The sequence below is a fragment of the Clostridium hydrogenum genome (genome assembly GCF_021432385.1).
Taxonomy (GTDB): Bacteria; Bacillota; Clostridia; order Clostridiales; family Clostridiaceae; genus Clostridium_S; species Clostridium_S hydrogenum.
The window spans coordinates 2,852,478-2,868,720 of the sequence record NZ_JAEACT010000002.1 but is presented as its reverse complement, the minus strand read 5'-3'; the positions used below and the strand labels follow the sequence as shown (position 1 = coordinate 2,868,720).

Below are 16,243 nucleotides of genomic sequence, written 5' to 3'. Positions count from 1 at the left end.
TAAATTATCCTACAACACACTTACTTCGCAGCATACAGTAGTTTACGGAAAATTGGGCTATTGTAGAAATAAGGATTATTTAATTAAGGCATCTTCATTTCCTAATATTATTTTATTAACTATTAGGCAGGTTTATTATTATGATTTGTAATTAATTATGTAATACCTTAATATATATTGAATATAATATGTTTTTTTGACAAGATTGAGAAAGCGGTTGCAGGCAAAAAATTGAATTTTAGTATGTGTATGAAAGTTTATTTGTAACTATGAACAAATAAAGTTTACATTTATTACATAAAAAACGTTATCATAACACAAAAAAATATTGGCAAAGGTATTGACTAATTAAAAAATTGAATATATAATAAGGTTGTATTGCAAACGGTTGCACATTTTAAACATATAAATATAAATATAATTCAAGGGGGAATTAAAATGAAAAGATATGCAAAATTACTTACTACAGTTCTTACTGCTGCAGTTATAGGTACAAGTTTAGTTGGTTGTGGTTCAAGTTCAACTGCCTCAGATTCAAAAAGTGGAGGAAAAACATTAACTGTTTGGACTCATTTAACTAAGGATGAATTGCCTGCAGTTCAAAAGGTTGCAGATGAGTGGGGAAAGAAAACTGGTAATAAGGTTAAAGTTGTATTAGATGCTGATTCAAATTTCAAAACATTTACAGAAGCAGCTCAAAGCTCTAAAGGACCAGATATAGGTTTTGGTTATCCCCATAACAATGCAGGAGTTTATGAAAAAGAAGGACTTTTGGACGAGGTTCCATCAGGAGTTATTAATGATAGTGACTATAAAGTTAAATCAGTTTTAGATGGTGTAACATGGAATGGTAAAAAGTATGGTGTTCCAATAGCTATGGAAACATATGCACTTTTCTATAATACTGATAAAGTTAAACAAGCCCCAACAACAACAGATGAACTTATTGCTGATGCTAAAGCTGATGGTGGTTTACAGTATGATGTAAACAATTTCTATTTCTCATATGCATGGATTTTAAGTAATGGTGGATATATATTTAAGAATGATAATGGTACATTAAAGACTGATGATATAGGACTTGGCAACGCAGGTGCTATAAAAGGATATCAATTTATTCAAGATTTAGTAAAGAAATATAATTTCATGAAGGGCGATATCAAAGGTGATGATGCTAAAGGAGCATTTACATCAGGAAAAACTGCCTTTTATATATCAGGAGCATGGGATGTTGCGGCTTGTAACCAAGCAGGAGTACATTATGCTATAGCAAAACTTCCACAAGTTGATGGACAGCCAGGTAAATCATTTATGGGAGTGCAGATGGCTTTTGTAAATAGTAAATCAAAAAATAAAACTGAAGCTTGGGATTTATTAAAAGCATTAAATGATAAGGCTTATGATATTGTTTATAAAGCAGGTAAGAGAATACCAGTAAAAACTGCAGATTTAGATAAGGATGAAATTAAAAACGATAAAAATACACAAGCATTTATTGATCAATTGCAAAATGCTGAACCAATGCCTAATATACCAGCAATGGATGCTGTATTTACAGCAACAGGAAATGATTTACCTTTATTATCACAAGGTAAGTTAACTCCACAAGCAGCAGCTAAAACTATAGTTGATCAATGTAAACAAGGTATTGCAGCACAACAGTAGTGCTATAAATTATAAAAATAGGGGGTAATTCCCCTGTTTTTATAAAAAATAACATGTGGAGGTGTTTTAATGAATAACTCAAAAAGTCAGCGTAGTTCTTATGGTTTTTTAGCTCCCGCACTAATAAGTATTTTTATTTTTACGGTTTTACCTATTGTTTATAGTGTTTATATGTCATTTACAAATTATTCGCTAAATACTGTTAACAACTATAAGCTTATAGGACTTCAAAATTATAAAAGTGTAATATCAGGACCTTTTAAGAATAGTTTTATACCAGTTCTTGGTTGGAACTTTATTTTTGCATTACTATCAACTGTGGGTCCTTTTATATTAGGACTTATACTTGCATTGATACTTGCTAATAAAAACATGAAAGAAGCTTTTATATACAAGGCAATATTAATTATACCATGGGCACTGCCAGTAACTATAGCTATTATGTCTTGGCAGGGATTATTTAATACACAATATGGTGCATTGAATTTGTTTTTGATTAAGCTACATATAATACATCAGCCAATAATGTGGTTGGCTAATAAATGGATGGCGAGAATAGCGTTAGTAATTGTTAATATATGGCTAGGATTCCCTTATATGATGAATGTATCAATTGGGGCTATTTCAGCTATTCCAGACGTATATTATGAGGCAGCAGAAATTGATGGTGCTAGTAAATTTACTCAATTTATAAAAATTACTTTACCTTCGTTAGCAGCTACTTCATATCCTCTTTTGATATCCTCTTTTGCATTTAACTTTACAAATTTCGGATCAGCATATTTGATTACAAACGGAAATCCTCAAAACCCATTGAATCAATTTGCAGGTTACACAGATATATTGGTGTCAGTAACTTATAAATTGGCTATAAATAATAATCAATTCGCCATAGGAGCTACTTTAGGAGTGTTAATATTCTTTATAATTGGTACAATTTCATATGTTCAAATGAGGCTTTCTGGCCAATTTAAGGAGGCTAATTAATATTATGGTAGAATTAAATAAGAAAGAAATAATAGAGTATAAAGCAAAACGTTTGAAACCTTCTGAATTAAGAAAGCTATGGCTTTCAAGAATTTTTATTTGGGTAATTATTGTAATGATTCTTTTTCCACTGGTAGCAGTAATTGCTGCTTCATTAGCTAAAGGTCAAGCATTTTCACAAGCAGGAAGAATATTTCCTAAAGAGATTACTTTTGATAACTATATTAATGTTATAAAACAAACTGATTTCTTAATCTGGGTTAAGAATTCACTATTTTTATGCGTATCAGTTTCATTAATTCAATTGGTTATTACAGCTCCCGCTTCTTTCGCTTTCTCGAGATTAAAGTTTTGGGGGCGTAGAAAGGGGCTTATGTCTTTACTTATTTTACAGATGTTTCCACAGGTAATGGCATTACCATCTATTTTGGCTTTGGCATTTAAATTAGGTTTTATGGATCACCTAGGAGCATTAGTTATTTTAATGTGTGGTGGAAGTGCATATAATATATGGCTTTTAAAAGGTTTTATGGATGGCATTCCAAAGGAGCTAGATGAGGCAGCATATGTTGATGGAGCTTCAACTTTCCAAACTTTTATAAAAATAGTGCTTCCATTAACTAAATCAATGTTAGTAGTAATATTTATATTTGCATTTATAGGTACTTATGGTGAATTCATTTTAACAAGTGCCTTAATGAAGGATTCTTCTGTACAAACTGTTGCTACTGGTCTTCAGCAATTTGTAAACAATAAATTCTCAACAAACTGGACAGAATTTTCAGCAGCAGCGGTTATGGCATCTTTGCCAATTATGATAGTATTCTCATTATCACAAAAGTTTATTGCAAAAGGACTTGTGGCTGGTGCTGTTAAAGGCTAAACTTATTAATTAGTGGTATTTTATATATTGAAAATTAATTAAATACAAAAGGATTGCGAATCAAAATCAATGCACAATTCACGATGCACAATTCACAATGAAGGATGATTTTCTGTTGTTACAGAAAATCTCAAAACTAATTAGTTGTAAGATTTTTCGTAGCATTAGCGAAGAAAAATCATCATTCATTGTGGATTGTGAACTGTGAATTGTGCATTGTTTAAGTTTAAGCTAATAGATTTATAAATGGGGTGATTTTAGTGCGATTTGGCAAAAATGAATTAAAGGATTTTCAAACAGCTATTTCAAAAGAATACTTAATTACTAATGGCATTGGTGGATATTGCAATAGCACTATTTGTGGGGCTAATATAAGGAAATATAATGCGTTGCTTGTAGCTGCTATAAATCCTCCTGTAGATAGGAGAGTGCTTTTATCTAAACTTGATGAAACTGTATTTTTAGATGGAAAAGAGCACGTAATTTATTCTAATGAAAACATGGAGCAAATTAAAGATGATGGGTATAAATACGAAACTAGCTTTGAGAGTAGACCTTTTCCAAAGCAAAACTTTGTTGTAGATGGAGTTTTTATAAGCAAGAAAATTACTATGAAATATGGTGAAAATACTACCGTTATAAATTACAACATAAGAAATAATAATAAGCCATTTAAAATGAAGATACAGGCTTTAATAAATAATAGAGATCACCATGCTAATACAAAATTAGGGTGTTTTAGATGTAAGCAAAAAACTTATGATAGAGGAACTGTCATTAGTTTTGATATAAATTCTTTAAAATTATATTTAAAATCAGATAAAGCGAGCTATAAAAGGGATGAAGAATGGTATATGGGAATGTACTATGATAATGAAAATCGAAGGGGACTTCCGGATTTTGATAATCATTTTATTCCAGGATATTTTGAAGTGAGCTTAAAGCCTTATGAAACTAGTGAATTTAGTATTATTGCTTCAACTGAAAGTATAGATGAAGTGGATGGAAGAAAGTATTTTGAAGCTGAGCTGGAGAGACAAAAATTAATTTTAAGTAAGCTCAAATTTAGAGACGAATTCAGTGAAATGCTGGCATTAGCCTCAGATCAGTTTTTAGTTAAAAGAAAATCTACAGGTACGACTACAGTTATTGCAGGATACCCATGGTTTACAGACTGGGGAAGGGATACTATGATAGCTTTGCCGGGACTTACGCTTTGCACAGGTAGGTTTAAGGAGGCAAAGGAACTTCTTTTGACTTTTTCTAAGTATGTGAAAGATGGGTTAGTACCAAATATGTTTCCAGATACAGATGTAGAACCTATATATAATACAATAGATGCATCTTTATGGTATTTTAATGCAGTGTACGAATATTTGAAGTATACAGATGACTATGAATTTATAAAGAATAATATTTTTGAAACCTTAAGTACAATAATGGATTCTCATATAAAAGGAACTAAATACAATATTGGCATGGATCGAAAGGATGGTTTGCTAAAGGGTGGAAATAAGGATACACAATTGACCTGGATGGATGTTAAAATAGAAGGCTTTGCAGTAACACCAAGACATGGAAAGGCAGTTGAAATAAATGCCTTATGGTATAATGCTGTGTGTATTTATAAAGACTTGTGTGAAAAGTTTAATATAAACTGTGAATTTTATGATGAATTGAAAAATAAGATAAAGAAGAATTTTGTAAAGAAATTTTGGAATGATAAGAAGAATTATTTTTATGACTATATTGATGAGGATATTTGTAATGATCAAATACGACCGAATGCAATAATTGCTTTAAGTCTTCCTTATTCTATGGTAGATGAGAATATGGCAAAAATGCTTATTTCAGTTGCCTTAGAGAAATTATATACACCTTATGGATTAAGAAGTTTAGCACTAGATGATAAGCAGTATACAGGAAAATATAGTGGAAATTTATTAGAAAGAGATTTAGCCTATCATCAAGGAACTGTTTGGGCATGGCTTATTGGACCATTTATTTCAGCCGTTAAAAAATGGTGCAGGGATGATGAATTATGTAATAAGCTTATTGAGCCTTTTTATGATCACTTGAGTGATTGCTGCATTGGAACTATATCGGAGGTGTTTGATGGAGATGCTCCATATAAGCCTAAAGCATGTTATGCACAAGCATGGAGTGTTGCAGAAGTACTGAGAGAGTACTTGGAAGTAAAAGGGGGAACGCACTAAACATTTAAATATGCAAATTAAAAGTATTGGAACCATTAAATTAGAGTACAAAGTACAGAGTACAGTGAAGGTTCATTTACCTTTCCTTACGTCAGGTAAATCTTAAACTTATATGTTGTCAGCTTCGCTGAACAACATTAATGATGCGATTGCGTAAGCAATCAAAAATAAGTTATAAGATTTTCCGTAGTGAAACGGAAGAAAATCATCCTTCACTGTACTCTGTACTCCGTCATCTGTACTCTGAATAATGGTTCGTAATGTTTAAAATTGTATTAATTCCAGTGTTTGGTTTTCAAAACCCTTAATTACCTTGTCAGCTTCGTGTAGAATAGAAGAAGAGCCTATGCCTATTACTTTCATATTGGCAGCTTTTGCAGCTTGTACACCGGCTTCTGCGTCTTCAAAAACAACACATTCTTCTGGAGATAAGTTTAGCTCTTTTGCTCCAAGTAAAAATACCTCTGGATCTGGTTTTGCTTTTGAAACTTTATTTCCGTCAATGATTGAATCAAAACAATCTTTTAGTTTTAAGTTCTCCAATATCAGCATGGAATTTTTGCTTGCTGAACCTAAAGAAATTTTTATATTACTTTTTTTTAGTAACATCAAAAAATCCTTTACACCAGGGAGAATTTCAGAAGTATCCATTTTAGATATGTATTCAACATACCATTTATTTTTTTTATCTGCCAACTTAAGTTTTGTATCATCATCAAAGTTTTTATTTCCTACTTCAAGAAGTATGTCCAAAGAACGCATCCTGCTTACACCTTTTAATTTTTCGTTTTGCTTTTCTGTAAAATTAAAACCTAATTCCGAAGCAAGACGTTTCCAAGCTAAGTAATGATACTTTGCAGTATCCACAATTACACCATCAAGATCAAATATACATCCTTTAATATGAGTCATAGTAAACTCCTCCTAACATGCCAAAATGTACAAACGGTTGCATGAAGTTAATGTATATATAATAATTATATGCAAAAAGTTGAATTATAGCAATGGAAAAGTTGAAAATATTAATAAAAAATAAGGTATTGACAACACAAAAATTATAATATAGACTAATTATTGGTGAAATCGATTGCTTAATGCGAATAGATTTTTTATTTATACGATTTAAATATAAATATAATTTTTAAAACTAAGGAGGTGAAAGTATGGCAGTAACTATAAAGGATGTTGCAAAACTTGCAAAAGTGTCGCCATCCACCGTATCAAGAGTATTAACTAACAATGCTAAAATTAGTGATGAAACAAAACAAAGAGTATTTGAAGCAATAGAGAAGCTAGATTATCATCCTAATGCAATAGCTAGAAGCTTAGCTAGTCACTCAACGAATACTTTGGGACTTATAATACCTAATGAAGCAGAGGATTTGTTTAAGAATCCATTTTTTATACAAGCAATGACAGGTATAAGTCTTTGTGCTCATGAAAGAGGATATTATATAATGTATGCATTTAGCAGCAGCGAAGATGAAGAATTATCGTTTATTAATAAATATACTCAAAGTAAGCTAGTTGATGGAATAATTCTTTTGACATCAAGAGCAGAAGATAAATGTATAAAATTTTTAAAAGATATTGAATATCCTTTTGTTGTAGTAGGAAGACCAGAAGATTCTGAAGGTGTCATGTGGGTTGATAATGATAATTTTAAAGCCATGTATAACTTAGTAGATGAGTTAATTACAAGAGGGGCATCTTCTGTAGCATTTATTGGTGCAGATAAGAAATTAAACATGTCTAAGGACAGATTAGATGGCTATAGGAGAGCGTTAATTGCACATGGTGAAAATATTAAGGAAAATATTATAGTAGAACAGAAAAGTTTCAATGAAAATGAAGGTTATGAAGCTATGAAGAAAATATTAAAGTGGCAAAAACCTTCTGCTGTTGTTACAACTGATGATTTACTTGCCTTTGGGGCTTTAAAGTACTTAAGAGAAATTGGAGAAGAATCAATTTCTGTAGTTGGATTTAATAATACGCCTCTATCAGCATATCAAAATCCACCGCTAGCTTCGGTAGATATAAATGCAGATAAGTTAGGGTATCATTCAGCGGAGCTTTTAATAAACTTCTTAAAGAATTCTTCAAATTCAGCTCAGCACTATATAATAGATACTTTTTTACAAGAAAGAGAATCAATTAAATTGTAAACGAGCAATCCTAAGATTCCATAAAAGCCAACACATCATAGAAACATTCTTTTAAAAATAGCTAAAGGAAGCCATATTTTAAATAAGTGTTATTTTCACACTTATTTAAAATATGGCCATAAAAAAATGCTCATGTACCAATTTTCCGTAGGTACGGAGGAAAATTTTCCTTGATTTCCGTTAGAGGTTAAGTAGTAGTGTTTTGAGACGATTTAAAAAAAATCCAATAAATCTTAGAGAGTAAATCTTAAAAGACTTAGAACTTTCAATTTGTTTGAACGATAGTGAGTTATTGAAAGCTCTTAGGATTTTAAGATTTACTCTCTTAGATTTATGGATTTTTTTTAATGTCTCAAGATACTACTACTTAACCTCGTACATCTTTGTGTAGTATTCGTCAAGCATTCTTTTTACAGAGAAGAAGTCTTTTGTTGAAAGAATACTGTTTTTCATCATATCAACCCATTTATCTCTATTTGAATAGTAAGTTGGGATTACTTCATTGATTAATGTGTTATATAATGCTTTTGAATCATGATTGTCAATGAAGTCTATATCTTCAGATTCAACTCCATCGCCGAATTGCCATCCGTTAACACCATGATTGCAAGCTTCTGGCCACCAACCATCAAGTATACTTAAGTTAAGAACTCCATTCATAGCAGCTTTCATTCCAGAAGTACCACTAGCCTCTAAAGGTCTTCTTGGGTTGTTAAGCCATATATCTGAACCATGAGTAAGCATTCTTCCAATAGTCATATCATAATTTTCTAGAAATACTACTGAGTTTGGATATTTTCTTGAGAATTTAACTAAGTTTTCAACTATTCCTTTACCTGTATCATCTAGTGGGTGAGCTTTTCCAGAGAAAACTATTTGAATTTTTCCTTCTTTAAGAAGAGGATCTATTACTTCACTGTTTGTAAATATCAAATCGCTTCTTTTATAAGGAGCAGCACGTCTTGAAAAACCAATTAATAAAGCATCCGCATCAAGTTTTACACCATTTCTCTCATAAACAAAGTCTATTAATGCTTTCTTATTTTTCATATGATTATTCCATAATTCGTCTTTATTTTGATTTTCAGCAGCAACAATCATATCATTGTCAACCCAAGTAGGCAAGTGAATAGCATTAGTGATACCTATTATTTCTGATCTACCTTCAATATCTTTCCACATTTTATTTGAAGTTTCCTTGTGAAGCTGAGCAACTGCATTAGATATTCTTGAAAGTCTTAAAGCTCCAACTGTCATATTAAATGGAGAACCACCAAGAGAAACTAACTGTTCAATAGTAAGACCGTTATTTGCACCCATGTACAACATTCTATCTATTGGATGAGATTCGTTTCCTTGAACTATAGGTGTATGTGTTGTAAATACTATTTCCTCTCTTGAAGTTTTTACAGCTTCGTCAAAGGCTGCACCTGCATCGATTTTTTCCTTTATTAATTCAAAACCTGCGAAAAGAGCATGACCTTCATTAAAGTGATAAACATCAACATCGATGTTGAGTGCTCTTAAAGCTCTTACGCCACCTATACCAAGAACCATTTCTTGTGCAATTCTATCTTCGCCGAAACCACCATAAAGTTGTCCTGTTATCCAAGTATCTTGATTTTCTGGAATATCAGTATCAAGAAGGTATAGAGGAGCAACTCCAAATTTATCAACTAACCATACCTTACATACAACATCTCTTTGACGAATTTTAACTGTTACTTTAACTCCAGTATCCTTTAAAAAGTCATATTTATAATTGTGATATGAATCAAATGCGTGATCATTTTCATCTATCATTTGATCTGAATATCCTTGTTTCCATTTTATACCTATACCGACCATTGGATAGTCATAATCCTTAGCACCTTTCATATAATCGCCGGCAAGTATACCAAGTCCTCCAGCATAAGTTCTCATTGAAGCATCTATAGCATACTCCATACAAAAATAAGCTACCTTTGGAAGTTGTTTGTTTGACATAATTTAAACACACCTTTCTAGAGACAAACCATTTGAAACGGTTTATCTTATTTATTTATTGTTATAGTTTCATTTTCATGTATTGTATATCTTTTATTTTTTACTAATAGTGAGAAAGTTTCTCCATTTTGCTGTTCTAGAGTTATATTAGAGGCAGAAACAGAAACTTTTATAAGATGATTTCTAAATAGTACTTTAAATGAATACTTAGTCCAGGCTTTTGGAATAAATGGGTTTAAGCTAAGAGTATTATCTTTTATTCTTAGGCCCCCAAAACCATGAACTATAGACATCCATGTACCAGCCATGCTTGTAATATGAAGTCCATCAACAGTGTCATTGTTATAATTATCAAGATCTAATCTTGCTGTTCTTAAGTATAAGTCATAAGCTTTATCTTCATAGCCTACTTCAGCGGCAATAATTGAATGTATGCATGGTGATAATGATGATTCGTGAACAGTTCTTTGTTCATAAAAATCAAAATTACGTTTTTTAACTTCAACAGAAAATTTATCATCTAATAAGTACAAACCTTGAAGTACGTCAGCCTGTTTAATAAAGCAAGAACGTAAAATTCTATCCCAGGACCATTTTTGATTTAGAGGTAAATTTTCAGGTGACAAGTCTTTTACAAGTATTTGTTCTTTATCAAGATATCCATCTTGTTGAAGGAATATGCCAAGTTCCTCACTGTATGGAAAATACATTTTATTAATTACATCTTTCCACTGTTCTATTTCTTCAGCTTTAAGGTTTAATTTATTTTCTAGATTTTTGTATTCGGCAGAATATTTATCTTTTAATAATTCAATTACTTTAATTGTATATTTAAGATTCCAAGTTGCCATAGTATTTGTGTACCAGTTATTATTTACGTTGTTTTCATATTCATTAGGACCTGTTACACCAAGTATCATGTATTTGTCCTTAAATTTATTATAAGTTGCTCTTGATGCCCAAAAGCGGCTTGTTTCAACAAGTACATCTAATCCATATTCAGCGAGGTAAGCCTCATCACCAGTGTAATTTACATAATTGAAAATTGCATAGGGGATAGCAGCATTTCTATGAATTTCTTCAAAGGTTATTTCCCATTCGTTGTGGCACTCTTCTCCGTTCATGGTAACCATTGGATATAAAGCACCTTTTAATCCAAGCTTTGCCGCATTTTCTTTGGCTTTATCAAGTTGATTGTATCTATAAATAAGTAAATTTTTTGCTATAGCTGCTTCACGTGTGCTTAAATAGAAAGGAATACAATAAGCTTCAGTATCCCAGTAAGTACTTCCACCGTATTTTTCACCAGTAAAGCCTTTTGGACCTATATTCAATCTAGAATCTTCGCCAGTATAGGTTTGATTTAGTTGAAATATATTGAATCTTATTGCTTGCTCAGCAGAAGGATCACCATCTATAACAATATCGCCTTCATTCCATATTTGCGCCCATTTATTTGAGTGTTCTTGTAAAAGTTCTTCGAAACCTATTTTACTGGCTTCTTTTACAAGTTCATAGGCTTTTAGCGTTAGGTTTTCTTTTTCGTAATATCTGCTGCTGGTAACAGCAACGTATTTGAAAATAGTTATTGTGCTTCCAGCTTTAACTGGAGTTGATAGCTTATTTGCAACAAACTTTTCTTCAATTTGTAGTGCAGGACTAAATTCAATTTCAGAACCATCTATGAATAAATTGTATTTCATAGCTGTAGTAACTTCGAAATCTAATTTTTTGGTTTTAAGTGTTAAATGTCCTAAAGTACTGTCCACGTTTTTGTTAATAACATTCCAAAATTTTTCATCATAGTTTGAGTCTTCGTTGCTTATATCGCCATTTAAATAAGGAGTAAAACTTATAGTGGCATCGTTATCAATAGGAGTAATGCTGTAAGAAATAGCACCTATTTCACTTCTTGCCATACTTAAAAATCTTTTTACTTCAATTTTAAATTTATTATTTGAAGTATCTTCTACTACAAAGCTTCTTAGAAGATATCCGTTTTTCATATTAAGTGTGCGCTTAAATTCACATACTTTTGATTTGGCTAAATCTAAATTTTCGCCATTAAGTTCTACTTTTATTCCTATGAAGTCAGCAGCATTAATAACCTTAGCAAAATATTCTGGATAGCCATTTTTCCACCAACCAACTCTAGTTTTATCTGGATAATATACGCCAGCAATGTAAGTTCCTTTTAAAGAGTCACCTGTGAAATCTTCTTCGAAATTACCTCTAATGCCCATTTTGCCATTACCGATACTCATTATACTTTCATATATTCTATTATTATCAAGATGTAAGCCTTCTTCGATGATATTCCATTCATCTATGGTTACATAATTAGTCATTAATTCACCTTCTTTATAATATTGAAATAATACCAAACAGTGCAAACGGTTGCATATATATAATATATCATGTATTTCAGAAGACTTCAAGTATAATATACATTTTTATGATAATATTTTTAATTCACCATTTTTAGCGGGAATAGAGAAACTAATTTTGCTTCCATCGGTGTTAAAATTGATAAATTCATCATTAAGTTTTATGGAAGTTGCATTAGTTGCATTGATGATAAACTTAAATGAGGTATATTTTGCACTATAATTTGATTTTAAACTTTCAATATTTATAGAGAAACAATTGCTGTTTTCTGTAGTAAATTTATATAAATTATATTCTCCATTTTTATAGTTAAAGCTTTCACCATCATCCTCATAATGCAAGTATTCGCCATTTCCAGGATATACATCTAATATTAATTCATCAATTTTATTTTCGCCTATATAACTTTGATCAGGGTAGTTTGGAATTACACTTCCAGCTTTAATATAAATAGGGCATATATCCAAAGGTGCTTCCTTAACGATAAATCTTTCACCTTCAAATTTTTCTTTTGTAAAGTAATCAATCCATTCGCCTTTTGGAAGATATACTGCTCTAAATTTTTTACCCTGCTCTAGTATTGGTGCTACTAAGATGTTTGAACCAAATAAGAACTCATCATTAATTTCGTAAGTGTTTTCATCAGATGGATAATGAAGAACTAAAGGTCTCATAACAGGAAGTCCACTTTGCTCGCCTTTCCACATTAAGTCGTATAAGTAAGGTATTAATTTATATCTTAATTTGATATATTTTCTTGATATATTTAAAGTTTCATCATCAAAAGCCCAAGGTTCTTGATCTCTTGATTGAGCGGTAGAGTGATTTCTAAATAATGGAGTAAAGCAGCCAACTTGATTCCATCTGCATAATAGTTCGGCAGTGCAATCATACCCAAAGCCACCTACATCTGCACCAGTAAAAGCAAGTCCACTCATTCCAAGATTTAAAAACATAGGTATAGACATTCTTAGATGTTCCCAAAGACTTTGATTATCTCCAGTCCAACCAGTAGAATACTTTTGAGTACCAGCATAGCATGCACGTGTTATAACAAAAGGTCTCTTTTTAGTAGAATTTTTTATTCCATCATAGGTTGCTTTTGCCATTAAATGACCATAAACATTGTGAATTTCACTGTGGTCTGTTGGATTACCATCATTTTTAAATTGAACATCTAGTGGTAGTGGTCCATTAAAGCTAGCGGGTTCATTCATATCATTCCAAATTCCAGAAACACCGTTATCCATAAGACTTTTAACATTATTACCCCACCAATTTCTAACTTTACTGTCAGAGAAATCTGGGAAAAGGGAATCTCCTGGCCAAACTGCATTAACATATGGAATTCCATCTTTATCAGTAGCAAAGTAATTATTTTTTAAACCTTCTTCGTATACGGAGTAGCCTTTATCTTTTTTTACACCAGGATCTATTATAGTTACTAGTTTAAAACCATCTTTTTTTAAGTTTTGTATCATCTCTTGTGGTTTAGGAAAAGCATTTCTATTCCAAGTAAATACTCTGTAGTCATCCATGTAATCAATGTCTAAATAGAGAGCATCACAAGGGATATCGTTGCTTCTAAGATTTTCAGCTATTTCCATGAGTCTGTTTTCAGGAGAATAAGACCATCTGCATTGGTGATAACCTAAAGTCCACATTTGTGGTAAAGGCGTTTTACCAGTTAGGTTTGTATATCTAGTAATTACCTTATCAAACTCTGGCCCAAATATAAAATAATAATCAAGGTTTCCGTCATCCGAGCCAAAATAGTAGTAGTTTGAATTTTCTTTTCCTAAATCAAAATAAGTTTTAAAGGTATTATCGTAAAAAATACCAAAAGCTGAATTTTTTCTGAGATTAATAAAAAATGGTATGCTTTTGTAGAGAGCTTTATGACTTTCTAGATGAGCACTTGGATCATCTGTATTCCACATTTCATAACCATAGCCTTTTTTATTTAAAGGACCAGTTTTATCTCCAAGACCATAAAATTTTTCTTCTCCAAGCATTTTTTTTATGATTTCAATTTTATGATTTCCATTTTGACTATCAACCTTGTGACCTTCTTTTTCAAGTAATTCGTAGCCGTTTCCTCTTCGCTCAAAAGGCTCTCTATTTTCTCTATAATCTTCACATAAAATATTTCCCATTTTATCATAGAAATCTACTTTAAAGTCATCAAAAATTTTTACAGTAAGCTTTTCTGTCTTAATTTCGATATGATTATCGCTATTTGTTGCAGTTATATCACATTTTTCTATGGTTCTATTTTCTATTGCTTTAGAATAATGATCATCATATTTAAGTGGAGAAAATACATTTATAATCGAAGGACTTAAAACTTCTATTATTGCATTGCCTGTTTCAAAATTAATAAATACTTTGTTTTCTTTTAGCTTAAAATTTAATATGTGTCCAAACATGCCTTTTCACTCCTTTGTTAATAGGTTATAATAACATTATATAGACATATTTTATGAAATACTCGTTATATTTTAACTATAAATAACACGATTTTGACTTCATATAATTTAAGATGAACTTTTCTATATATGAAATTAACTAAAATTAAACATTGGGAACCTTTATTCAGAGTACAGCTGACAGAGTACAGAGTACAGTTAATGAAGATTTTACTCCGCTTTGCTACAGAAAATCTTAAAACTTAGTTTTTGATTGCTTACGCAACCACGGTTCTAATGTTGCTCAGCGAAGCTGACAACATATAAGTTTAAGATTTACCTGACGTAAGGAAAGGTAAATCCACATTCATTGTACTCTGTACTCTGTACTTTGTACTCTGGTTTAAAGCTTCGCAATAATTTTAAACTACGAAAAATGAGATTCATCCCAGAAATTATATATTGAAGGGGAGATAATAGTGGATTTAGAAAAAAGCAAACTTAGAGAAAATACCGTACATGGCGATGCTATGTTTCCTTTAAATGTTTATATGAATCAGCAAATAGCTGATGGCAGGGATCTGCACTGTCATTGGCATGAAGAGGTTGAATTTATATATATAGAAGCTGGAGAGGCTATTTTTAATATAGATATGGAAACTATAAAAGCTAAAAAAGGGGAGTGTATACTAATAAATAGTGAAAGTATTCATTCTGGATATTCAATTGATAAAAAAAAATGTTACTATCAAGCAGTGGTCTTTAATTTAAATTTTTTAAGTGGAGAGCTTTATGATGTTTGCCAAAGCAAGTTTATAGATCCGTTATTAAAAAAGTTATATAAATTTCCAATGCTATTAACTAATTCATCTAATAATAACAAAATCATTGATGAAATTAAGCAAGTAATTGATTTTTACAATAAAAAGAATTATGGATCAGAAATTTTGATAAAGGCTTCTTTACTAAGGATAATTGGATTAATTGCAAACAATGGTGAATTAAAAGGAGAAATAAAGTCACCTAAAAATTATAAAATTGAACTTATAAAGAAAGCTTTAAGTTATATTCAATTAAACTATAGTGAAAAAATATATATAGAAAATCTTGCTGAAGAAATAAATATGAACACTTATTATTTTTGTAGGTTTTTTAAAGCAATTACTGGAAAAACTCCAGTAGAATATATAAATCATTTTAGGATAGAACAAGCAGTTAGAATACTAAAAAACGAAGACAGAAAGGTGTCTGACGTTGCACTTGATGTAGGATTTGAAAATTTGAGCTATTTTATAAAAAAATTTAAAGAATATAAGGGATATACGCCAGCTAAATTTAAAAGCTTAGATAGATAGGACTTAAATATTACGAATTAAATCAATTCACAATTCACGATGCACAATTCACAATGAAGGTAGATTTTCTGTAGCAAAGCTACAGAAAATCTTAAAACTTATTTTTTTATTGCTTACGCAATAGCACCATTTATGGTGCTAAGCGAAGCTTATAATTTAAGATTTACCTGACGCAAGTTTATTAATA

10 protein-coding genes are annotated in these 16,243 nt (G+C 31.1%); 6 read left to right on the top strand and 4 right to left on the bottom strand.

Annotated features, from left to right (window positions below; all coding sequences use genetic code 11):
- Positions 1 to 438: 438 nt before the first annotated feature.
- The 4 genes from CUEA01_RS13135 to CUEA01_RS13120 all read left to right on the top strand — a co-directional run bounded on the left by CUEA01_RS13135 (position 439) and on the right by CUEA01_RS13120 (position 5,751).
- Entirely contained in the window at positions 439 to 1,665 is a 1,227-nt protein-coding gene (locus tag CUEA01_RS13135) for a sugar ABC transporter substrate-binding protein (RefSeq protein ID WP_234122065.1), read from the top strand.
- A 69-nt stretch (positions 1,666 to 1,734) separates the two neighbouring features.
- The gene (locus CUEA01_RS13130) at positions 1,735 to 2,652 is read left to right on the top strand and encodes a carbohydrate ABC transporter permease (RefSeq protein ID WP_234122064.1); all 918 of its coding nucleotides are present in this window, start codon (positions 1,735 to 1,737) and stop codon (positions 2,650 to 2,652) included.
- A 4-nt stretch (positions 2,653 to 2,656) separates the two neighbouring features.
- Entirely contained in the window at positions 2,657 to 3,535 is an 879-nt protein-coding gene (locus CUEA01_RS13125) for a sugar ABC transporter permease (RefSeq protein WP_234122063.1), read from the top strand.
- 260 nt (positions 3,536 to 3,795) lie between these two features.
- Positions 3,796 to 5,751: an amylo-alpha-1,6-glucosidase gene (locus CUEA01_RS13120; protein WP_234122062.1), complete on the top strand. Its 1,956-nt coding sequence runs from the start codon at positions 3,796 to 3,798 to the stop codon at positions 5,749 to 5,751.
- Positions 5,752 to 6,015: 264 nt separating this feature from the next.
- On the opposite strand, the gene pgmB is transcribed toward CUEA01_RS13120, so the two are convergent.
- Positions 6,016 to 6,663: a beta-phosphoglucomutase gene (gene pgmB, locus CUEA01_RS13115; protein WP_234122061.1), complete on the bottom strand. Its 648-nt coding sequence runs from the start codon at positions 6,661 to 6,663 to the stop codon at positions 6,016 to 6,018.
- Positions 6,664 to 6,914: 251 nt separating this feature from the next.
- Between pgmB and CUEA01_RS13110 the strand changes: the two genes are divergently transcribed.
- Positions 6,915 to 7,919, top strand: coding sequence for a LacI family DNA-binding transcriptional regulator (locus CUEA01_RS13110; protein ID WP_234122060.1), 1,005 nt, complete (start codon positions 6,915 to 6,917; stop codon positions 7,917 to 7,919).
- Positions 7,920 to 8,282: 363 nt separating this feature from the next.
- On the opposite strand, the gene glgP is transcribed toward CUEA01_RS13110, so the two are convergent.
- From glgP to CUEA01_RS13095, 3 genes are all read right to left on the bottom strand, one after another.
- Positions 8,283 to 9,905: an alpha-glucan family phosphorylase gene (glgP, locus tag CUEA01_RS13105; protein WP_234122059.1), complete on the bottom strand. Its 1,623-nt coding sequence runs from the start codon at positions 9,903 to 9,905 to the stop codon at positions 8,283 to 8,285.
- Positions 9,906 to 9,952: 47 nt separating this feature from the next.
- A complete protein-coding gene (locus CUEA01_RS13100) occupies positions 9,953 to 12,253 on the bottom strand; it encodes a glycoside hydrolase family 65 protein (RefSeq protein ID WP_234122058.1) in 2,301 nt (766 codons plus the stop codon).
- 105 nt (positions 12,254 to 12,358) lie between these two features.
- Positions 12,359 to 14,722, bottom strand: coding sequence for a glycoside hydrolase family 31 protein (locus CUEA01_RS13095; RefSeq protein WP_234122057.1), 2,364 nt, complete (start codon positions 14,720 to 14,722; stop codon positions 12,359 to 12,361).
- Between the two features lie 458 nt (positions 14,723 to 15,180).
- Here CUEA01_RS13095 and CUEA01_RS13090 point away from each other — a divergent pair, with 458 nt between their 5' ends.
- On the top strand, positions 15,181 to 16,056 hold the full coding sequence (locus tag CUEA01_RS13090; RefSeq protein WP_234122056.1) for an AraC family transcriptional regulator: 876 nt from the start codon (positions 15,181 to 15,183) through the stop codon (positions 16,054 to 16,056).
- Positions 16,057 to 16,243 lie beyond the last annotated feature (187 nt).

Excerpts from the sequence above, each read along its gene's own strand:
- CUEA01_RS13135 (WP_234122065.1), top strand. The coding sequence starts at position 439 with ATGAAAAGATATGCAAAATTACTTACTACAGTTCTTACTGCTGCAGTT.
- CUEA01_RS13110 (WP_234122060.1), top strand. The coding sequence starts at position 6,915 with ATGGCAGTAACTATAAAGGATGTTGCAAAACTTGCAAAAGTGTCGCCA.
- CUEA01_RS13130 (WP_234122064.1), top strand. The coding sequence starts at position 1,735 with ATGAATAACTCAAAAAGTCAGCGTAGTTCTTATGGTTTTTTAGCTCCC.
- CUEA01_RS13095 (WP_234122057.1), bottom strand. The coding sequence starts at position 14,722 with ATGTTTGGACACATATTAAATTTTAAGCTAAAAGAAAACAAAGTATTT.
- pgmB (WP_234122061.1), bottom strand. The coding sequence starts at position 6,663 with ATGACTCATATTAAAGGATGTATATTTGATCTTGATGGTGTAATTGTG.
- glgP (WP_234122059.1), bottom strand. The coding sequence starts at position 9,905 with ATGTCAAACAAACAACTTCCAAAGGTAGCTTATTTTTGTATGGAGTAT.
- CUEA01_RS13125 (WP_234122063.1), top strand. The coding sequence starts at position 2,657 with ATGGTAGAATTAAATAAGAAAGAAATAATAGAGTATAAAGCAAAACGT.
- CUEA01_RS13100 (WP_234122058.1), bottom strand. The coding sequence starts at position 12,253 with ATGACTAATTATGTAACCATAGATGAATGGAATATCATCGAAGAAGGC.